We start from the raw sequence: 19,550 nt of genomic DNA, 5'->3' as shown, positions 1-19,550 counted from the left end.
CCTCCACACCTACAACCACCACCGCAGCCACACCGCACTCGCAGGCCAGCCCCCGATCAGCCGCGTAAACAACGCTGCGGATCAATACACCTAGGACGCTGAGCCCCCCATGTGCTGAGCCTGGTATGTGCTGTCCCGTATATACGGACGGCCTCCCCGGCGGGTGCGCCGGGGAGGCCGTCCGAGCGGTGGCGGACGTCGTCAGCGCTTGATCTCCTTGATCCGCAGCATGCGTGTGATGACCTTGTCCAGCTCGTCGTCCTCGAAGACCTTCTTCCAGTCGTCCTTCACGATCGACTCGCGGCCGTAGTCCATGGCGATCAGACAGGCGTCGGAGAACGGGTTGTCGCCCTTGAGGGTGTTGGCCAGCGCCACCTGGGTGTGGCCGAGGAGCATCGCGCGGGCGGCCTTCTCGGGAACGCCGACGGTGTGGACGGTCTCGTGCAGAGCCTCGGTGAGCAGCGCCCCGACCATGCAGGCGATGGTCTCGACCAGGGTCGGCTCCAGGACGGCGAGCTGCTTGACCGTCACCCAGTGCACATCGACCACCGGGGCGTACATGGTGCGGATCACGGACTCGGCCAGCTCCTGGACGCCCGGGTCGGGGCCCTCGAAGGAGGCGACGACCTCCTGCGGCGCGGCGATTCCGCCGAAGGTGTCCGCGTACTCCTCCTTGGTGGTGCGCTCCAGGAAAACGGACGGATGGCAGGGGTGGGCGACGGCGTTGTGCACATCGTCGCGGCGGGTGAGCAGACCCGCGTAGGCGGCGGCCGGGTCGAGGGTGAGCAGCACGGAGCCGGGCCTCATCAGCGGGACGAGCTGCTCGGAGACGACGCCGAGCACGACGTCCGGCACGGCCAGGATGAGCACGTCCGCCTGTGCGGCGGCCTCGGCGGACTCGGTCAGTTCACGGCCGAGGCTCCGGATCAGTTCCTGGCCCTGGGGGGAGTTCTCGGCGAACAGCACCCGGAAGTCGCTCTTGACGAGGTTGTCGGAGACGCGCCTGCCCATCTTTCCGGCGGCACCGATGACGGCGACGGTCTTGTTCTCGATGGCCATTACTCGCTCCTCTGAAGTGTGCTGATGCAGTGCCGGGTCCACCGGTCCTCGATCCGGGCGGTGGTCTCGAATCCGTCGTCCTGCCACGGAAGCCAGTGCTCCACGATCTGATTGATCCCGCGCTGATCGGGCCGTACGGTCGCGGTCATATGGGCGTGGTCGAGCTGTCCCTCACCCAGCGGACAGCCCGCGTAGGTGAAGCCGACCCAGCCGTCCCGCCGGGTGAAGGCGAAGTCCTTGACATGGATGTTGACGACATGGGGAGCCGTCGCCTCGACGACGTCCCGGGGGTGTTCCAGCCGCGCCACGCAGTTGCCCGGATCGAGCACGACCCCCAGGTGAGGATCGTCGACCGCGCGGATGACGGTGAGGAGGTCGTCGGTGGAGACCTGCTCGTAGGTCTCCAGGCCGAGCGTGACGCCCCGGTCGGCGTAGGCGGGGACGCTCGCGCGCAGCAGCGCGGTCGCCTCGGCGGTGTCCGGCCGGTGATCGGCGGTGTTCATCATCGAGCGGACGAGCGTGACGTCCAGCGTGCCCGCCAGTTCGAGATAGCGCGCGAGATGGTCCCGCCCGATACCGCGGGTGCCCAGTTCCAGGGTGATGCCCAGGTCCTCGGCGGTGGCGCGGATGTCGGCGAGCCGGGCGGCGTCGAAGGTCTCGATCAGCGGGTAGTCGCAGATCTGGAAGACATCGCCGCCCAGTTCACGCGTGTTGACGAGCATCCGCTCGACGGTGAGGGGTTTCGGCGCGCGGGACGACAGACGCCAGAAGTACGCGTAGGTGCTGAGTCCGTACGCCATCAGCCACCCGCCTTCGCCGTGCGGTCGCTCATCTCGTCGAGGATCCGCTCGACGGCGTCCGGATCGTGAGCGAAACGCCCCAGGAACAGTCCGTCGACGCCTTCTCCGAGCCTGCCGAGGAGTCCGGGACCGGCGCTTCCGCCGTAGATCACCCGGCTGCCCGCGTACCCGGGGCGCGCCGCCAGCCAGGAGGTCAGGGCCGCGCAGACGGTGGTGATGTGTTCCGGGGAGGCGGGGCTCGGTGCGCCGATCGCCCACTGCGGTTCATAGGCGACGACGACCTCACCGGCGTCGCCGCCGTCGTGCTGGGCCGTGTCCAGGATCCGGGCCAGCTCGGCGACGGTACGGTCGGCCGCCTCTGCGGGGCCAGCCGGGTCCAGTTCGCCGACGCAGAGCACGGGGGTGAGGCGGTTACGCAGGGCGGCGGCGGTCTTGGCCGCGACGACGGTGTCCCCTTCGCCGAAGAGCCGGCGCCGTTCGGCGTGGCCGACCTCCGCGTAGGAGCAGCCGATCTCCTTGAGATACGGACCGGAGACCTCTCCGGTGTAGGGGCCCCGGTCGTCGGTGGCGAGATCCTGCGCGCCGACGCGGACGCCCGTACCGGCGAGAAGTGAGCGCAGCGGGACGATCGCCGGGAAGGCCGGCAGGACGAACAGCTCGGTGCGGCCCTCGGTGACGGCCGGGTGCCGGGCGGCGATGTCGCCGACGCGGCGAGCCCAGTTGAGGGTTTCGTGATGCCCGAAGTACATCTTCAGACTCACCCCGAGCAGGGTGGTGGCGGGCATCAGGCGGCGGCTTCCTCGTCGGTCGCTTCGGCGGTCGCGTCGTCGGTCTCGTAGTCGTTCATCAGCTGGACCTTGGCGGCGGAGGCGGAGGACTCGTCGAAGCGGTAGGTGAGCCACTCGCCGGCCAGCCGGCGGGCCAGCTCCAGACCGACGACGCGCTGGCCGAAGGTGAGGACCTGCGCGTTGTTGGAGAGGACCGCGCGCTCGACGGAGAACGAGTCATGGGCGGTGACGGCGCGGATGCCCTTGACCTTGTTGGCGGCGATCGCCACCCCGAGGCCGGTGCCGCAGACGAGCAGCGCGCGGTCGGCCTCGCCGCGCGCGACCAGTTCGGCGGCGGCGATGGCGATCGTCGGGTACGCGGTGTGTCCGTCGGCGTCCACACCGACATCGGTGACGCTGGCGACCAGATCGCTCCGCTGAAGGTCCCTCTTCAGTGTTTCCTTGTAGTCGAAGCCGGCGTCGTCCGAGCCGACGACGATCCGCAGCTTGTCGCTCATGGGGTGTTGCTCCTCGGTGGGTGGGGGTCAGTGCGGGGCGAGTACGCCGTGCACGGAGCGGACGATCAGGGCAAGGGAGTGGGCGCCGGCGTCCGGGGTCCCGAGGGATCGCTCGACGTGCGGCCTGGCCCGTCCGACACGGGGGACGAGACCGGCGGTGGCCTTCGCCGCGTCCTCCGCGGCGCTCGCGGCGCGGTGCCAGGCGTCAGGGAGCGCCGCGCCGGTGGCGACGGCTGCGGCGAGGACGTCGGCGAACGGTACGAGGACGTCCACCATCGTCTTGTCACCGACCTCGGCGCCGCCGAGCCGGCGTACCGCGGCGGATGCCTCGGACACGCCGTGCGCCACGGTCCCGGCGGTGGGCGCTTCGGTGTCGCCGAGCGCGGCGCCGACCGCGTGGAGCAGTACGCCCCACAGCGCGCCGGAGGTGCCGCCTGCCCTGTCCGCCCAGGCGTCGGCGGCGGCGCCGAGCGCCGTACCCGCGCCGGCACCGGCCTCGGCCGCGCGGACGGCCGCCGCGTGGGCGGCCTCGGAGCCGCGGCGCATCCCGATGCCGTGGTCACCGTCTCCGGCGACGGCGTCGATACGGCCCAGCTCCTCGGCATGCCTGTCCACCGTTTCCTTGACGGCCCGCAGCGCGGCGACGGCCGTGGCGGCGGAGGTACGGGAGACCTCGGTGGCGGGGGGAACGGTCTCGCCCCGCTCGTCGGTCCGTATCTCCTGGGCGGGTCCCGCGACGGGTGCGGTGACCTCGCCCTTGCGGAAGGCCGGGGTGTCGGCGCCGGCGGTCCACAGCGGTTCGAGCTCCTCGTCCAGCCAGCACAGGGTGAGCGAGACGCCTGCCATGTCGAAGCTGGTCACCAGCTCGCCGACCTCGGGGTCGACGACCTCGACACCGGCCTCGGCCAGGAGCTGGGCCACCCGCCGGTAGACGACGAAGAGTTCCTCGTACTTGACGGTGCCGAGCCCGTTGAGGATGACGGCGGCGCGCTCGCCCCCTGGCTTCGTGACACCCTCGGGGAGTTCGTCGAGCAGCGCGGAGACGAGCAGTTCGGCGGCGCCGTCGGCGCTGGGCACCTCGCGCTCGCCGATGCCCGGCTCGCCGTGGATCCCGAGGCCGACCGCCATCCTGCCCTCGTCGACCGTGAACAGGGGGTGGTCGGCGCCGGGCAGCGTACAGCCGCCGAAGGCGATCCCGAAGGAGCGGGTACGGGCGTTGGCGTGCCGGGCGACGGCCAGAACCCCGGCCAGATCGCGACCCTGTTCGGCCGCCGCGGCGGCGGCCTTGAACACCGGGAGGTCACCGGCGATGCCCCGCCGCTTGTCCTGGTCGGCCCGGTCCGCGCTGGAGATGTCGTCGGTGACGGAGACACAGCGGGTCTCGATACCCACCGCGTTCAACTGCCCGGCGGCCTGCCCGAAGTGCAGGACATCGCCCGCGTAGTTGCCGAACATCAGCAGCACTCCGCCCCCGGCGTGGGCGTGTTCCGCGACGGTGCGGATCTGCCGGGCGGACGGCGAGGCGAAGACATTGCCGACCGCTGCGCCGTGCGCCAGCCCGGGGCCCACCAGACCGGAGAACGCCGGGTAGTGGCCCGAGCCGCCGCCGATCACGACGGCGACCTGGCCCCGGGGTGTCGGTGCGCTGCGTACGACCCCGCCGGACACGGGCCGTACCCAGCGGCGGTGGGCCGCGACGAAGCCTTCGAGCGCCTCGTCGGCGAAGGCGGCGGGAGCGTTGAACAGGCGGGTCATGTCAGTGCACCTCAAGAAGCGACTGGTCCGTGGGGTGGGAGGGGCCGGCGGGCCGGCGTCGGGAGAGGGCGACCATCAGTGCGGCGGACAGCAGCATGAAGCCGCCCACGACGAACATGGAGAGGGTGTAGCCGCCGCTGAAGTCCTTGAGCCAGCCGGTGACATAGCCGGCGGCGAAGCCCGCGATATTTCCCGCCGTGTTGATGAGGGCGATGCCCGCCGCCGCTGCCGCGCCGGTGAGGAAGCGGGAGGGGATCGACCAGAAGACCGGCAGCGCGGCGAAGATCGCGCAGGCCGTCACGGTGATGACGGAGATGGTCGCGGCCGGGGAGTTCATGTAGAGCGCGAGCGGGATGGAGATTCCACCGACGACGGCCGGGCCCGCGACATGCCAGGTGCGGGTGGAGTGCCGGGTGGCGTTCCGGGACCAGAAGAAGAGGACGACGGCGGCCGGCAGATACGGAATGGCAGTGATCAGCGCCTTGTCCATCACGCTGAACGACGTACCGAAGCTCTCCTGGAACCCCTCGATGATCGTCGGCAGGAAGAAGGCGAGCGCGTACAGGCCGTAGATGAAGCCGAAGTAGACCATCGCGAGCACCCAGACCCGGCCGCTGCGGAAGGCCTCCTTCAGGGCCTCACGGCCATGGCCACGCTCCGCACTCCCGGTCTTGGTGGCGTTCTCCGCGGCGAGTTCGCCGGTCAGCCACTCCTTCTCGGCGGTGGACAGCCACGGAGCGTCGGCGGGGCGGTCGATCAGATAGAACCAGGCGACGACACCGAGCAGGATCGCGGGGATCGAGACGAAGAGGAACATCACGCGCCAGCCCTCAAGACCGAACAGGCCGTGGTGGCCGATCAGCCAGCCGGCCAGCGGGGCTCCCAGGACGGTGGTGAGCGGCTGCGCGAGATAGAACAGCGCGAGCACCTTCGTACGGTGCCGGGTGGGCACCCACTGGCTCAGGAAGAGGATCGCGCCGGGGAAGAACCCGGCCTCGGCGACGCCCAGCAGGAAGCGCAGGACATAGAGCTGTTCGCTGTTCTGCACCCACGTGAAGAGAAGGGAGACGATGCCCCAGGTCACCATGATCCTGGCCAGCCAGCGGCGGGCGCCGAAGCGGTGGAGCGCCATATTGCTGGGGACTTCGAGGACGATGTAGCCGATGAAGAAGACGCCGGAGGCGAATCCGAACTGCGCGGCGGTGAGCGCGAGATCCGTCCCCATCCCGTTCGGCTCCGCGAACGAGACGGCGGTGCGGTCCAGATAGTTCACGAAGAACATCAGGGCCACGAAGGGGACAAGCCGGATCGAGACCTTCTTGATCGCTGATCTCTCCACGGCGGATGGCGCGGACGACAACGCGGTGGCACCCATGGCGACTCCTCGGCTGCGCCGGACAGCTCTGTCCGGACTGGGGGCACAGTCGGCAGCGATCGTGGCTGAAACCGGGCGCGGCACCCGCTCGACCGACTGATGTGTCTTCAACGTAACCCCCGGAAGAAAATTGGTCACCAATTGACCAATGTGGCGAGGGTCACTTTTCGAGTGACCTACATCTCTCTTGACAAAGCCGTTCGCGACGCGCCGGGAGGGTGCTTAGGGACACCCGTGAGCAGCGGGAATACCCATCTGGTGTACTGGTGACCGTGACCAGTCAGCCCGATCAGCATCCGTCCGGTTCACCGGATCTCGCCCAGCTGCTGCGCCCGGTGGTGCGTGAGTCCTCGGTCAGCGAGGTCGCGAAGCGGCTCCTCGACCATCTGTCCGCGGGCGACATCAAGCCCGGCACCCGGCTGCCCGCCGAGCGCCAGCTCGCCGAGGCGCTGGGGGTCGCGCGCTCCAGCGTGCGCGGCGCGCTCTCGGCGCTCGATGTGCTCGGCATCATCGAGATCCGCCCCGGCTCGGGCTCGTATGTACGCGAGGGAACCTCGGAGTTCCTGCCGCGCGCCATCAACTGGGGCCTGATGCTGGGCCAGCGGCGCACCCAGGATCTGGTGGAGGTGCGCACGCACATGGAAGGCGTGTCGGCGCGGCTGGCGGCGGAGCGGGCCACCGAGGAGGATGTGGCGCGGCTCGAAGACCATCTTCAGCGGATGCGGGACGCGGGCACCGATGCCGCGGCGTTCATCGACGCCGATATCGCCTTCCATCTGGAGACGGCGAACATCGCGCGCAACTCGGTGCTCAGCGACATCCTGCACAGCATCCGCGCACTGCTCCAGGTATGGATGGAGCGGGTCAGCGATCTGGAGGGCACCGTCAGCGGCACGCTCTGCGAGCACGACGCCGTACTGGAGGCCATCCGCGCGCACGACCCCGACGCGGCGAACGAGGCGATGGCCGAGCACATGCGTATGGCCAACGCGCGACTGCGGGAGTCCATCGGCTCGGACGAGCGGCCCGCCGGCTGACCGCCGGCGAGCCCCGCCTTCGCCCAACCGCCGTCATTCCACCCCGGGTCCGGCGCCGCCCTTCAGCCAGCACAGCGCCGCGGCCGTCATCGCCGTGATCCCGGCGGGCAGCGCGGTACGGACGTCCGGGGCGAACTCCGGCGAGTGGTTGGGCGGGAGAGCCGCGAGCTTCTCCTCCGCCGATCCGGGGGTGCGCGCCCATGTCTTCGGGCCCACCGTGCCGAACATCCAGTAGGCGAGCGGAATCCCCGCCATTCCATGCACGGACACCCCCGCGTCCCCGTACAGCGGGAAGTCCTCGCTCGCCATGGCCGGCGGCCAGAGCGCCACCCGTTCACGGCCGTAGAGCCGCAGATGGGCGTCGCGTACCAGCTCCGTGGCCCCGGGGTCGGGATGGGTCACCGGGGAGCGAGAGACAATCGTGATCTCCGGGTCGCGGGGGCAGCCGGACGCGGCGCACTCCGCCCGTACGATCCGCTCCACCGAGGCCGCCATCCGGTCGAGCGCGCGCTCCGACATGGCGCGGACGGTGATGCCGAGCGTCGCCCGGTCGGGGATGACATTGCCGCCGGATCCGGAGTGGAACGACCCGACGTTCAGCACGGCGGATTCGGTCGGGGCGCATTCGCGCGACACCACGCTCTGCAACCGCAGCACCGCCGCCGCAGCGGTGACCAGCGGATCCACCGCCAGCTGCGGGGTGCCCGCGTGACCGGCCCGGCCGTGGACGACGGCCTCGAAGCCGACGCTTCCGGCGAGCATCGGACCGTACCCATGGGCGACCATGCCGCCGGGCAGTGGGGCGGAGTGCTGCGCCAGGACCACGTCCGGCCGGCCGAAACGCTCGTACAGCCCGTCCTCCAGCATCGCCCGCGCCCCCGCGAGGGTCTCCTCCGCGGGCTGGCCGACGATCACGACCGACCCGCGCCACCGGTCCCTGGCGCGGGCCAGCAATGACGCCGCGCCCGCCACCGCGGCCAGATGCAGATCGTGGCCGCAGGCGTGCATGACCGGGCCCTCGCTCGCGTAGGGCAGCCCGGTCCGTTCCGTGACCGGCAGCGCGTCCAGTTCCGCGCGGATCAGCACACGCGGGCCGTCCCCGTTGCGCAGAACGCCGACGACGCCATGGCCGCCGACGCCGGCCGTCACCTCGTAGCCCGCTTCCGTCAGCCACTCCCCCAGCCGGCCGGCCGTGCGCCGTTCCTCACCGGAGAGCTCGGGATGGCGGTGCAGGTCCAGATAGAGGGCGACCGCGGGACGGAGAATCCGCCGCACCCCGTCCAGGACAGGCGTGTTCTCACCGGGGTACGCGACGGGTACGTGGTTCACCCGCACCATCCTGCGGCAGGAGCACGGCGGGTGACCAACAGACCGCTGACACAACTGGTCAGTGGAAGACCTGCCGATGTGGAAGTGGGGTCGGCTGGAATATCCCTGGCACGACAAGGGACCGCCGGGGAAAGCCCGGTGGCCCTGCCTTCTCGTTTAGGAGTCACCATGGCTGACAAGACCCTCCTCGCCTCCCTCGCCGACGAGATCATGGAGCTGGAGTCGGAGACCTTCGAGATCTCCGACTACTCGGACGCCAGCGAGGTCGTGCTCGCGGGCTCCACCAGCTGCAGCTCGACGTCGACCTGCTCCTCCACCACCAGCACCACCTCCTGCAGCGCCTGATCTTCCGCGCTCCGCACAACGGGCGGGCGGCACCCGCGACTTCCGCGAGTGCCGCCCGCTCCGTTGTGTCCGGCCACCGCCCCTGATCAGGGGAACGGATGCGGCACGAGCCGGATCTCCGCCTCCGTCAGTTCCCGCTCGCGCAGCCCCGCCCGGAACGCGGCGCTGCGCAGTCGTGGCATACGCGGTGCGCGCTGACGCGACCAGCCGAAGTCGATCGGCAGCAGGCCGGGGACGATCGTGGCCACCGTGCGCAGCCCGATACGGTGCTGCTCCGGGGTGGTCTGATCGACGACGATGACATCGTGCCCCGCCCCGGCCAACGCGTCGCGGCAGTACGCCACATCGTCACGCAGGTCGCCCGTACGCGGCCGCTCCCGCTCCTCCCAGTCGCGGTAGACCTCTGTCATCGACCGCACCGCGGCGGGCTCCAGATAGGTACGGACATGCTCCGCCATCCTCGGCAGCCCATAGAGCTGGGCATGGTCCTTGAGATGCAGCACCTTCCCGAAGTCCTCGGCCATGGCCTCCAGTTCGGCCCGGCGTTCGGCCACCTGCCGGGGCAGATGCGGGATATACGTGAGCACCTCGGAGAGCGCCCCCTCCAGAGCCGCCGCCGGGTCCAGACTCGCACCGGCGCCGAAGGAGAAGGTGCCGGGGCCGCCGTCACGCCGTACGGCCAGGCCGGTGACGACCGGTACGCCGAGATCGATCCGGTTGTCGAAGGCATGGACGTCATAGCCCTGGAGCGCGGCCCGGTCGATCATGGTGCGGACCGTACGGTTGTCGAGCGAGCCGAGATCGATCTCGGTGAGCGGGGTGGCGCCGTACCAGGCGACCAGGAACGCGTCCCGCTCGATGAGTTCGAGGAGCCCGCCGAGGATCGCCTCCTCCAGACAGCCGCCTATCGCGCAGCCGTTGGAGCATTCGAAGACGAAGTTGTCGGAGGCGAGGCCCGCGCTGTAGTGGACGAGCCGGGCCGGAACCAGCACCGGCCGCTCGTCGCGCAGGGAGTGGCCCCAGACCCAGGGGATGGGCCTGTCGGGGTCGAAGGGGCTGACCATCGGGTCGTCACGGTAGGTCTCGGGCGAGTAGAAGCCACAGCTCGCGGGGTCGAGGGCTGCCTCGCCGAGGTCGCTGTAGGCCGCCGTGAGCAGGGTGGTGCCGGTGCGCCGGTGGGTACCGGCGTACCGCTCCAGGCCCTCCAGATAGGCCAGATCGCGGCTGGCGTCGAAGCCGTTGGCCTGGCCGCTCCAGGTGACATCGGTCAGTCCCGCGTAGCCGCGCATGAAGACGCTGCCCGCGACCGGCGCGGTGGTGGGCGAGGTGACATTGATCCAGGTGCCCGCGCCGAGGACGCCGGAGACCGGGTTGGCGAGCGCCAAGGCCGGCATCGGGTACGCGGACGCCGGGCGCAGCCGGTAGGTGTCCGGGGCGGGCTTCGGCCGGCTCACCGGACCGAAGCCGTCGTCCGCCGGGCCGTCCGTGCCCCGTGGCCCGCAGTGCGGGCAGAGCGGATCGGCGAGCAGCGGATAGGTCCGCACTTCGAGCGAGGCGAGATCGAGGTGGGAGACCTGGGGGAGTGAACGGTCGGCGGCTCCGGGGCCCGGCGGGAGCACGGTGCCCGAGAGGAACACCGCGCGGTGCAGCGCCTCCACCGCGTCAAGCGCGTACGGAGTGAGCCGGGGCCAGAGGCCGGCCGCGCGGGTACGCGATCCGGTCTCCAGGGCGTCCCGCTGGGTGCGGGTACGCAGCCGCTGCCAGCGCATGGCCAGACACTGGCCGCAGGCGGAGGTGGTGCCGTCGCCGCCCCAGGGGCCCACCAGCACGGCCCCCGAGGTGAGATGGACGGTGGCCCCGGGGCGTACGGCGGCGTGGCGGTCCTCGCCCCGGTGGCCGAGCACGTCACCGGCGCCGAGCGGGACCACCGTCGGCGCGGTGGCCGGGGCGAGCCGTACGGTCAGCTCCCGCCGCAGCAACTCGCGCGCGGCCTCCAGCGGAGCGCCGTCCACCGTCGCGTCGGTCGTGATCGTGGTGGTCATGTGGAGTTGCTCCAGCGGAACGTCTTCACGGCCAGCGCCCCGAAGATGACGGTGAAGACGACCAGTCCCCCGCACCCGAGGGCGATGTCCCCGAGCTCCCCCCGGCCGGAAAGGGCGGCGGACACCGCGTCGTTGAGATAGCGCAGCGGAAGCACCCGCGAGATGGTCTGGAGCCAGGACGGCATCATGTCCAGCGGCAGGAACGAGCCGGAGAGGAAGGCCATCGGCACCATCAGGCAGTTGGCGATGGCCGCGACCGCCTCGGGCGTGTTGGCGTACGACCCGATGACCACGCCGATGGTGAGGAACGCCGTGATGCCGAGCACCAGCACGGGCAGCGCCAGCGGCCACCGGGCGTTCAGTTCGAGACCGAACAGCGGCAGCATCGCCACCGCGATGAACACCACCGCCTGGAAGACCCCCACGGCGAGAGCGAGCACATAGCGGGAGCCGAGAACCGACGGCAGCCGGGTGGGGGTCATCCGGATCAGCCGCAGCAGATCGTCGCGGCGCCACTGCATCAGGGTGAAGGCGACTCCGAAGACGGCGGCGTTGGCCACGCCCCAGGACATGACGCCCGGTGCGATGTAGGAGATGTAGGGGCGGCCGGTCTCCTCCACTTCCTGGCCCCGGAAGATCAGTCCGAAGACGACCAGGAAGAGCAGCGGGAAGGCGAAGGTGAAGAAGAGGGTGGCCTTGTCCCGGACCTGTGCCCGGTAGCCGGCCGCCGTCAGTGCTGCGTACGCGCTCATCCCTGCTGCTCCGTGTCGTTGGTGTCCGTGCTGCCGGTGGGGCCGGCGCTGACGGTGGTGTCGGTGCTGACGGTGGTGTCGGAGGTTCCGGTCAGTTCGAGATAGACGTCCTCCAGCGTGGCGGTGCGCGTCTGCACACCCTCCAGACCGCCGAGCGCGTCAACCGCCTGGAGGACCTTCCCGGACTCGGCCGTCTCCAGGACGAGGGAGCCGCCCTGCTCGGTGACCCGGTCGACCCCCGGGATGGCCGCCGCGTCCTGCCGGCTCATCCGCTCGGCCGGAATCAGCAGACGGGTCGGCGCCCCGGCGGCGGTCACCAGATGGTGCGGGGAGTCCAGCGCGACGACCGAGCCGGCCACGACGATCGCCACCCGGTCGCAGAGCGCCTCGGCCTCGTCGAGATGGTGGGTGGTGTAGACGATGGTGCGGCCCTCGCTCTTCAGCTCGCGCAGCACCTTCCACAGATCGCGGCGGGCCTGCGGGTCCAGGGCCGCGGTCGGCTCGTCCAGGAAGATCAGCTCGGGGCCGTGCACCAGGGCCGAGGCGATGGCCAGGCGCTGGCGCTGGCCGCCGGACAGATTCTCGACCATGACATCGCGCTGGTCGTCCAGCCCGACGGTACCGAGCGTGCTGTCCGCGTCGGCGCCGCTCGCCCCGTACAGGGCGGCGACGGTACGCAGGTGTTCGCGTGCGGTCTGGCGCACGAAGAAGGCGGAGGACTGGGTCTGGACACCCAGCCGCGGCAGCAGCGCCACATTCCGCGGCCAGGGGGACTGGCCGAGAACCGAGACGGTTCCGGAGTCCGCCTGGCGCAGGCCCTCCATGATCTCGACGAGGGTGGTCTTCCCCGCGCCGTTGGGGCCGAGAAGTCCGAAGAACTCCCCGCGGCCGACCTGGAGTGACACCCCGTCGACCGCCTGCCGGTCCCCGTATCGTTTGCGCACGTCGTCGACGACGATCGCCGCTTCGGTGGCCGCCTCGTGCGGCACGGACGCCATGGTCCTGGCCTCGCTCATGTGGTTCTGCGCCCCTCGGGGGTTGTGGGTCAGTGAACTAGTAGGAAGTAGAGGCCTGTTGCCAGGGCCGCCACCAGGAGAAGGACGAGCAGGGCCGACCCCACCCCGTAGCCGAGGTAGACGGAGCGGGCCCGGCGCGGGTACGCGGCGGCGGCCGGCCGGTCGCTGAGGCACAGCCGCAGATAGCGCCCGCTCTCCGGCGCGAGACCGGAGACGCGCAGTGCGTGGCTCAGCATCGCGTAGCCGTCGAGCGGGGGCAGGGGCAGGAGATTGACGAGTGCCTGGGCACTGCCGAGCAGCAGCAGTCCGGACAGTACTCGGCGGGTCGGGTCCCCCTCGGGGAGCGCGGCCCACCAGGCCAGGAACGGCAGCAGGAAGAGCAGGTTGGCGAAGGCACCCGCGCCCGCGACCGCGAGCTGATGCCAACGGGAGCGCAGATAGCGGTAGTTGTCGACGGTGCAGTACATCACGGCCACGGGCAGCCGCCAGCGCAGCCCGATCTCGCTGACCGTACCCCCGTAGTGCTGGGCGCTCACCCCGTGGGCCAGTTCGTGCAGGGCCGTGCTCAGCCAGAGCAGGGTGAAGACCGCGATCAGCGCGACGGGCTGATGGAACAGCCACCAGGTGTCGTCGGCCAGTTCGGGCAGCGCCGTCGCGAGCAGGACCTCCATCGCCACCATGAGGACGGTCAGCGGAAGCAGGACCGTGGTCCGCAGCACGGGACGCAGCAGGCCGTGCAGGCGCCCCGTGGTGGCGTCGGCGTCGGCGACCAGCCGCAGGGTGCCCCGCAGCGCAGTGCCGCTGTACGGCTTGCCCGGCGCGGTGCCGGCATCTGCCGGCCGGGGCGGTGCTCCGGCCAGCAGGCTTCTGGTGCCCAGCAGTTGCAGCAGCCGCTGCCAGTGCGCGGCGCCGAGGCGCTTGCCGAAGGTCTCGGCGTACTCCTGCCCGATCTCCGCCAGACTGCGGCTGCCGTCGAGCCGGGAGATCAGGAAGAACTCCTTCGCCCCGACCTCGAAGGCGGCGCCGCCCTCCGGATCCTTGATCAGATGCACGGTGGCGGGGCCGTGCAGCAGGGCGGGGCTCAGCAGGATGCCCGGGCGCAGCGCCGGGCGGTGCGAGAGGAGTTCCCCGGAGGCTGCGGTCATGGGGTCGCCGCCGGGGCGGGTGGGGCGACGGTGTCCTCGCGCAGGACCCGGCCGAGCACATGGGAAAGATACGCTTCGTCACGGATCGTCACATGCAGCCGGTTGTTGGTCATATGCATGTACGGGGAGAGCAGCAGCGGAAGTGCCACGGCGGGATCGGTGACGCGTTCGTCGCGCGTACCGTCCCAGGAGCGGAACACCAGCTCGCCGCCCACGGTCAGCTCCTCGGCGCGGGAGCGCAGTTCCAGGCAGTGTTCGGCCCAGCCGCGCAGGAAGGCGGGCAGCGTGCCGAGTTCGCCGGTGCGGACCGCGCGCCGGATTCCCTCGAAGCGGCGGCCGAGGCCGGGGGCCATCTCGGCGTAGTTCTTGTCGTACTCCTTCGACCCGATGAAGCCCGTGCCGGGGAACGCGTTGTGCCAGAACTCGTAGTAGCGGTCCAGATAGCCGCCCAGTTCCTCGCGCTCGGGCAGGAAGCAGCCGGCCATGACCATCATCAGCTGGGCGGACGTGCCGAGCAGCACGGTGCGCAGATGCAGGTTCATGGTGCGGAAGGCGTCCATGACGAGATCGCTGGAGTGCGCGAAGTGCCACTCCGCCAGCTCGATCCCGGCCGGGCCGCCGTACTTGCCGTACTCGGGTTCGTACGGCTCGTACGAGAAGGAGTTGTTGGGCCGCAGGTTCATCCGGCCGTCCTCGCTCATGAACGCGCCGCGGTCGCCCTCCGGGAACTCGATCTCGAAGAGGGTGTTGTAGAACTCGTTGAGGAAACCGGAGTCCACCTCGTAGAGGGCGGGGCGGGTACGGAGGAAGCCGCTGATGGCCTCCTCTGCGCGACGCCGTACCTCCGGGGTGGCCGCCGCGTTCAGGGGCTTGAGCCGGAGGCGGACATGCGGCCCCTCCAGCCAGTAGTTGATGAAGAAGTGGCCGGCCAGCAGGCCGTCGGCGGTCAGCTCGGCCACCAGCGGGCGGACGCAATTCACCAGCAGGGGCTGCGGATTGGCCGCGTAGAAGATGTGGATGGCCTGCCAGTCGGCCGCCGCGCCCGGGGCGGGGACGGGGGCGGGCGCGGAGTCGGCGGCGGGGCCCGGCGTGGGGCTCGGTGCCGGGCTCGGTGCGGGGGTCAGCTCTGACATGTCGGTGCGCCCTCTCTGCGTCGGGTCGAGGTGAAGGTCTCCACGGCCAGCTCGGCCACATGGCTGCCACGCGCGGAGCGGACATGCAGTCCGTCGCGCCCCGGGAGCATTTCCCGCAGGACGACCCGGTCGTCCGGGTGCGTGGGCAGCGCTTCGAGGGCGGAGAGGGAGAGAAGGCTGTCGAAGTCCACGTACTGGGGCTTGGCCCCCGCGCCGCCCCGGGGCCCGCTGGACACGGTGGCGAAGACCTGGTCGGGAAGGGCGTGTTCGCGGCGCCAGCGCTGCCAGCCGAGGAACCACTCCTCATCGCCGGTACCGGGCCGGCGGACCGGCAGCGCCCCGGCCGTCGTGGTCCAGCTGCGGCGGCTGAGGACGACCTCACCGTGCAGCACCCGGGGCCGCGTGGTCACGCCCTCGTGCGCCTCGCCCGTCGGGACACCTCCCCAGACGTCCAGGGGCGCCATCGAGGTCGGGGACATCAGCAGGAGCGTACGGGGGATCTCGGGCAGCGCGAGCGGCACCAGATAGCCGAGATAGACAGGGATGACCTCACGGCCGAGCCGCGTGGAGCGCAGTACCAGCCGGTCCGACTCCGCGTCGTGCTCGACATAAAGGTCGTCGAGGTGGATCTGTCGGTCCTCGGGGACGGTGCTGGATTCTCCGGGGCAGACGATCTCGTAGTCGGTGAGCGGGCTGTGCAGATTGAGATTGCTGGTCACCGCTCCTCCGGTGATCTCGGCCAGGACCGCTCCGTCGGGGGTGACGGCCGCGGCGGTGTCGCGCAGCCCCCGCGAGAAGGCTCCGGCCCGCTCCACCGGGCTGTCCGTGTCGTCCGTGTCGTCCGTGTCGTAGACATGGGTGAAACGGCTGAAGGGGAAGGAGAGTCCGCCGTACGAGCGGTTGAGCACGACGAGCGGGCCGTTCTCGCCCTCGGTGAGCTGGAGATGGTGGGACTGCGGTGCGAAGTCGGTCGCGAGCGGGGCGAGTTCGTCCGCGACGAGCCCCAGGTCCCGTTCGCCGAGCCGGATCTCCGTCGCGTCCGCGTGCTCCTGCCAGAGCTGCCGCATGCGGTCGATGAAGGCGCGCCGCGCCGCGTCGATCGCGCGGATACCCGGCAGCCCGAGCCAGTTCTCCTCCGGCACGTACTCGCCCCGGTCGTCGAAGGGCCGCCGCTTGCCCGCGAACGAGAGGTACTGGTCGAAGAAGTCCTCGTGGAAGTCGTGGACGAGACCCAGAAGGTCGTCGCACCGGCCGCCACGGCCGTAGCGCGCGGTGAAGAAGCCCTTGAAGGTGACCCGCTGAGGAAGTGTCAGATCGAAGGCGGGGAGTATGCGCTCGACGGAGCGCAGCGCCCCGCCGGCCGGCCCGGTCCAGGCGCCGAGTCCACAGCTCACCTCACGGCCGGCGCTGACATCCTCGTAGAGCAGGGTCTGCGGCAGTGTGGCCTGCGCCGCCCCCAACTGGGCCTGGGCCTCGCGCAGTCCGGTGCGCAGCTCACGCAGCAGTTCCACCCGCTCGGCGCGGCCGGCGGAGGGGAAGCGGTCGATGGCGCGTACGGGCCCCTCGAAGGCGGCGGCCAGCCGGTCGGCCCAGGGACGCCCGAGCGTGCGCAGCTCATCTTGGAAGGAGCGCAGTGGATCGGGGCTGTGGACATCGGTGTCCAGGCACGGCACCCGTACCAGGCCGAGCTGGAGCAGCGCGGCCACATAGGTCTCGCACTGCGCGGGTTCGGCGTCGTGCTCGGTACGGAGCCACTCCACCAGCTCGCCGTAGCGCAGCTCGTCCCGCCCCTCGAACAGACTGAGCAGCCGGTCCAGCGTGCCGCTGCGGCGGAGGAAGAACAGCCGGTCCTTGACCGCGTCGAAGGTGACCGCGGCCGAGTCGTCGCCCGCGCTGATCCACTGGCGTACGTACCGGATCCGGTCGTCGTCCCGCTCCCAGCCGGAGGCGGGCCGTACGGGGAGATCGCCCCGCCGGGCCGGGTCGGCGAGGATCAGTTCGGCGAACCGGCCCAGCACGACGACATTGAGCCGCACATGGCTGGACCACTCGTCGTCGATCCGGATGGTGGCGTCCGAGGTGTCGCGGCCCTGCCGCTCGTCCCGGCCGTCGTGGAAGACGCCGGTGGCGACACCGGTGAAGGTGCTGAAGGGGCTGGTCTTGCAGGCCGTGCGGTACAGATACGACAGCACCGACCGCTCGATCTTCCGCATCCGCTTGTCGGGGGACACGCCGGCCGCGGCCCCCGCCTCGGCCTTGTCGATATAGGCGTCGAGCTGACCCTCCAGGGTCGGGGAGGCCAGCAGCAGACCGCAGCGCAGCCGGTCCTCGGCGAGCAGCCCGCGCAGCGCGGCCCGGGTCCTGTCGAGGTCGGCGGCGAGCAGGGGCGCGCCCTCGGCCCGCAGCTTCTCCAGATGGCGGCGGTCCCGCAGCCACTCGGCGGTCGCCTCCGCCGCGCGCGGGTCGACTCCGGCGACCAGCCGGACGGCCGCGTCCGGGTCGGCGGGCAGCCGGTTGTTGAAGATCTGGCGGCGCAGGCCGAGCAGTTCGCGGCGCTGGCTCGCGCCCGCCCCGTCCGGGGCGACGTCGGTGGTACCCACCGCCTCGTGCAGCAGATCGCTCAGCCCGGCCGCCCGGTTCCGTAGCCGGTCCTCGGCCGCGAGGACGTCGTCCGCCCACTGACGGCTGTCGCCGCAGCGCAGCGCCTGGACGGACTCCACGGGCAGTCCGGCCACGCGCAGCATGAACCGGCGGCCGGGTTCCCAGCCGACGTCCGTCGTATCCGCGTCCGGTGTCATCACTCGCTCCCCCATCCCGGTCAGCCGATCTCGTAGCGGAAGTCGGCGGGCCGTGGCCGCTCATTGCCGAGCAGCATGATCAACAGGGGCTTCTCACCCGTGCGTTCGAGGTCCAGCTCCTCGATGTACGAGATGTTGTCGAAGCCCAGCGCGACGCCCGCACCGAGCCCGAGTGCGGAGGCCACGGTGTAGAAGGTCTGCGCGACGGCCCCGATCGTGCCGTTCACCAGCCGGTAGCCCCGGTCCCCCACCGCGTCCAGGACGGCGGCGGTGCGGATGGTGGGGACGATCACCACACCGGCCTGCTCCAGGTTGTAGTTGGAGAGGAAGTAGTTGCGCTGGAGGAACGGTCCCGGCGGGCCCGTCACCACCGGGCGCAGCGTGTGGTCCACGGGATCGTAGGCGTACGCGCCGGGCTCGACGCCCTCGACATGGTTGACGAACGCGTACAGCGTGACCAGTCCGGGCGACGCCGAGCCGTCCGGTGCCGCGGGCTGTTCCGTGTCGCCGCCGAGCGAGGCGGCGACACAGGCGTCGAGGGTGGCGGCCAGTTGCGCGGTGGTGACCGGGCGGGCCGCGTCGAAGCGCCCGAAGCTGCTGCGCCGCTCCCGCAGCGCGTCACGCACACTCACCGGCGGCAGCTCGGGCTCCGGCAGAACGACGGGCGTGCCCGTTGCGGTGGGCGCGATCGCGGCGGCCGGTTCGAGCGCGCCAGGCTCCGGGCGGTCGGTGGCGGCCTCCACCGTCGCCGCGTGGATCCGCTGGAGGGTTTCGAAGCGCAGCACCGTGCGCGAGCGTTCGACATCGGTGTGCCGGACGGCGGGGACGTCGGGGAGCGCGGCGGTGGAGAGCCGGGGGGTGGCGAGGTCGGGAGTGGCGAGCCCGCCGGTGGGCTCGGCGCCCTCCCAGGTCAGCGGGACGACGGCGAAGATGCCTTCTTCCTCGTTGGGCACACCCAGCACGTGGCTCAGCCTCTCCTCGTCGAACCACAGCGCGGGCTCGACACTCAGCCCCTGCGCGCGTGCCCAGATACGCCAGGTGCCGACGATCGCGCCGAGATCCATGCTCACCGCGTGGAAGGAGAAGCTGTTGTACTTGAACGCGTTCTGCCAGTACTTGATCCCCAGGACGAGGAACTGGTCGCGGTCCGCGCCCGCGGCCCCCTCGCCGAGTGCCGCACGCACCTCGCCGGTCACATCGCCCGCGAGCAGCCGCTGCATGGAGTGGTGCGGGGCCGAGTAGTAGTGGACACCCGGCGGCCGCGGCCCGCTGGGGCCGGAGACCCAGTAGACGCTGACCGGGTAGAGACCGCCGCCGGAGGCCGTGCCACGGGACCAGTTCGCCTGGGTGTAGTGGGGCAGCGCGGCGAGGTCCGTATTGGTCTGGACACCGAGCCGGCGTCCGGTCAGCCCGTAGGAGTCGCGCAGCATCCCGGAGAGCGAGTCCAGCGTGAACGGCCGCTGTTCGTGGGGCTCGTCGGTACGCGTACAGCCGGCCGCCACGGTCGCCCCTTCGGGGAAGTCCGTGTCCGGCAGCGGGAAGGACTCGACGCCGGGGTAGAACTTCGCCTTCCTCGGCCGATCCGCCCAGTCGGGGACGAAATCGGCGGGCTCCATCGGGATCCGGCCGCGCTGCATGATCTCGGCCGCATAGTCATGGGCGTAGCCCACGGGACCCTC

At 71.0% G+C, this 19,550-nt stretch carries 16 protein-coding genes; 2 read left to right on the top strand and 14 right to left on the bottom strand.

All coding sequences use genetic code 11. The features are described 5' to 3' along the window. Nucleotides 1-201 precede the first annotated feature (201 nt). Genes ABTZ59_RS19850 through ABTZ59_RS19825 form a run of 6 tightly spaced genes read right to left on the bottom strand, consistent with a single transcriptional unit; the run spans nucleotide 202 to nucleotide 6,274 of the window. A complete protein-coding gene (locus tag ABTZ59_RS19850) occupies nucleotides 202-1,059 on the bottom strand; it encodes a phosphogluconate dehydrogenase C-terminal domain-containing protein (RefSeq protein WP_351403752.1) in 858 nt (285 codons plus the stop codon). Then, nucleotides 1,059-1,859, bottom strand: coding sequence for a sugar phosphate isomerase/epimerase family protein (locus ABTZ59_RS19845; protein ID WP_351403744.1), 801 nt, complete (start codon nucleotides 1,857-1,859; stop codon nucleotides 1,059-1,061). Before ABTZ59_RS19845 ends, ABTZ59_RS19850 begins: the two co-directional genes overlap by 1 nt. Beyond that, the gene (locus ABTZ59_RS19840; protein ID WP_351403736.1) at nucleotides 1,859-2,644 is read right to left on the bottom strand and encodes a triose-phosphate isomerase family protein; all 786 of its coding nucleotides are present in this window, start codon (nucleotides 2,642-2,644) and stop codon (nucleotides 1,859-1,861) included. Before ABTZ59_RS19840 ends, ABTZ59_RS19845 begins: the two co-directional genes overlap by 1 nt. Next, entirely contained in the window at nucleotides 2,644-3,144 is a 501-nt protein-coding gene (locus ABTZ59_RS19835; protein ID WP_351403730.1) for a ribose-5-phosphate isomerase, read from the bottom strand. Before ABTZ59_RS19835 ends, ABTZ59_RS19840 begins: the two co-directional genes overlap by 1 nt. A 27-nt stretch (nucleotides 3,145-3,171) precedes the next feature. Then, on the bottom strand, nucleotides 3,172-4,899 hold the full coding sequence (locus ABTZ59_RS19830) for a dihydroxyacetone kinase family protein (protein WP_351403722.1): 1,728 nt from the start codon (nucleotides 4,897-4,899) through the stop codon (nucleotides 3,172-3,174). 1 nt (nucleotide 4,900) lies between these two features. Continuing rightward, a complete protein-coding gene (locus tag ABTZ59_RS19825) occupies nucleotides 4,901-6,274 on the bottom strand; it encodes an MFS transporter (RefSeq protein WP_351403713.1) in 1,374 nt (457 codons plus the stop codon). 266 nt (nucleotides 6,275-6,540) lie between these two features. On the opposite strand from ABTZ59_RS19825, the gene ABTZ59_RS19820 reads away from it, so the two are divergent. Continuing rightward, the gene (locus ABTZ59_RS19820; protein WP_351403704.1) at nucleotides 6,541-7,311 is read left to right on the top strand and encodes a FadR/GntR family transcriptional regulator; all 771 of its coding nucleotides are present in this window, start codon (nucleotides 6,541-6,543) and stop codon (nucleotides 7,309-7,311) included. 33 nt (nucleotides 7,312-7,344) lie between these two features. Here the strand turns inward: ABTZ59_RS19820 and ABTZ59_RS19815 are convergent, their stop codons facing one another. Beyond that, nucleotides 7,345-8,640, bottom strand: coding sequence for an amidohydrolase (locus ABTZ59_RS19815; RefSeq protein ID WP_503003172.1), 1,296 nt, complete (start codon nucleotides 8,638-8,640; stop codon nucleotides 7,345-7,347). Between the two features lie 168 nt (nucleotides 8,641-8,808). Between ABTZ59_RS19815 and ABTZ59_RS19810 the strand changes: the two genes are divergently transcribed. After that, nucleotides 8,809-8,985 carry a thiazolylpeptide-type bacteriocin gene (locus ABTZ59_RS19810; protein ID WP_249950498.1) on the top strand — a complete coding sequence of 59 codons (177 nt, stop codon included), beginning with the start codon at nucleotides 8,809-8,811 and terminating at the stop codon, nucleotides 8,983-8,985. An 86-nt stretch (nucleotides 8,986-9,071) separates the two neighbouring features. On the opposite strand, the gene ABTZ59_RS19805 is transcribed toward ABTZ59_RS19810, so the two are convergent. From ABTZ59_RS19805 to ABTZ59_RS19775, 7 genes are read right to left on the bottom strand one after another with little or no spacing between them, the layout of a single operon-like run. Beyond that, complete coding sequence (locus ABTZ59_RS19805; protein ID WP_351403686.1) at nucleotides 9,072-11,027, bottom strand: TOMM precursor leader peptide-binding protein; 1,956 nt, start codon at nucleotides 11,025-11,027, stop codon at nucleotides 9,072-9,074. After that, complete coding sequence (locus ABTZ59_RS19800) at nucleotides 11,024-11,779, bottom strand: ABC transporter permease (RefSeq protein WP_351403677.1); 756 nt, start codon at nucleotides 11,777-11,779, stop codon at nucleotides 11,024-11,026. The genes ABTZ59_RS19805 and ABTZ59_RS19800 overlap by 4 nt, the downstream gene beginning before the upstream one ends. Then, on the bottom strand, nucleotides 11,776-12,795 hold the full coding sequence (locus tag ABTZ59_RS19795) for an ABC transporter ATP-binding protein (RefSeq protein WP_351403666.1): 1,020 nt from the start codon (nucleotides 12,793-12,795) through the stop codon (nucleotides 11,776-11,778). Before ABTZ59_RS19795 ends, ABTZ59_RS19800 begins: the two co-directional genes overlap by 4 nt. Before the next feature lie 29 nt (nucleotides 12,796-12,824). Further along, a complete protein-coding gene (locus tag ABTZ59_RS19790) occupies nucleotides 12,825-13,940 on the bottom strand; it encodes a zinc metalloprotease (RefSeq protein WP_351403657.1) in 1,116 nt (371 codons plus the stop codon). Then, nucleotides 13,937-15,073 (bottom strand): lantibiotic dehydratase C-terminal domain-containing protein, encoded by a 1,137-nt coding sequence (locus tag ABTZ59_RS19785; RefSeq protein ID WP_351403654.1) that lies wholly within the window; start codon nucleotides 15,071-15,073, stop codon nucleotides 13,937-13,939. Before ABTZ59_RS19785 ends, ABTZ59_RS19790 begins: the two co-directional genes overlap by 4 nt. After that, nucleotides 15,061-17,871, bottom strand: coding sequence for a lantibiotic dehydratase (locus tag ABTZ59_RS19780; RefSeq protein ID WP_351403639.1), 2,811 nt, complete (start codon nucleotides 17,869-17,871; stop codon nucleotides 15,061-15,063). Before ABTZ59_RS19780 ends, ABTZ59_RS19785 begins: the two co-directional genes overlap by 13 nt. Before the next feature lie 20 nt (nucleotides 17,872-17,891). Continuing rightward, complete coding sequence (locus tag ABTZ59_RS19775; protein WP_351403632.1) at nucleotides 17,892-19,541, bottom strand: SagB/ThcOx family dehydrogenase; 1,650 nt, start codon at nucleotides 19,539-19,541, stop codon at nucleotides 17,892-17,894. Between the last annotated feature and the right edge of the window lie 9 nt (nucleotides 19,542-19,550).

It is taken from the genome of Streptomyces sp. NPDC094034, assembly GCF_040303865.1.
Taxonomy (GTDB): Bacteria; Actinomycetota; Actinomycetes; order Streptomycetales; family Streptomycetaceae; genus Streptomyces.
The sequence above is the reverse complement of the archived record's forward strand: the minus strand, read 5'-3'. Positions and strand labels throughout refer to the sequence as shown.

Coding starts and splice junctions, on each gene's coding strand:
- ABTZ59_RS19850 (WP_351403752.1), bottom strand. CDS start 1,059: ATGGCCATCGAGAACAAGACCGTCGCCGTCATCGGTGCCGCCGGAAAG.
- ABTZ59_RS19845 (WP_351403744.1), bottom strand. CDS start 1,859: ATGGCGTACGGACTCAGCACCTACGCGTACTTCTGGCGTCTGTCGTCC.
- ABTZ59_RS19840 (WP_351403736.1), bottom strand. CDS start 2,644: ATGCCCGCCACCACCCTGCTCGGGGTGAGTCTGAAGATGTACTTCGGG.
- ABTZ59_RS19835 (WP_351403730.1), bottom strand. CDS start 3,144: ATGAGCGACAAGCTGCGGATCGTCGTCGGCTCGGACGACGCCGGCTTC.
- ABTZ59_RS19830 (WP_351403722.1), bottom strand. CDS start 4,899: ATGACCCGCCTGTTCAACGCTCCCGCCGCCTTCGCCGACGAGGCGCTC.
- ABTZ59_RS19825 (WP_351403713.1), bottom strand. CDS start 6,274: ATGGGTGCCACCGCGTTGTCGTCCGCGCCATCCGCCGTGGAGAGATCA.
- ABTZ59_RS19810 (WP_249950498.1), top strand. CDS start 8,809: ATGGCTGACAAGACCCTCCTCGCCTCCCTCGCCGACGAGATCATGGAG.
- ABTZ59_RS19805 (WP_351403686.1), bottom strand. CDS start 11,027: ATGACCACCACGATCACGACCGACGCGACGGTGGACGGCGCTCCGCTG.
- ABTZ59_RS19800 (WP_351403677.1), bottom strand. CDS start 11,779: ATGAGCGCGTACGCAGCACTGACGGCGGCCGGCTACCGGGCACAGGTC.
- ABTZ59_RS19795 (WP_351403666.1), bottom strand. CDS start 12,795: ATGAGCGAGGCCAGGACCATGGCGTCCGTGCCGCACGAGGCGGCCACC.
- ABTZ59_RS19790 (WP_351403657.1), bottom strand. CDS start 13,940: ATGACCGCAGCCTCCGGGGAACTCCTCTCGCACCGCCCGGCGCTGCGC.
- ABTZ59_RS19785 (WP_351403654.1), bottom strand. CDS start 15,073: ATGTCAGAGCTGACCCCCGCACCGAGCCCGGCACCGAGCCCCACGCCG.
- ABTZ59_RS19780 (WP_351403639.1), bottom strand. CDS start 17,871: ATGACACCGGACGCGGATACGACGGACGTCGGCTGGGAACCCGGCCGC.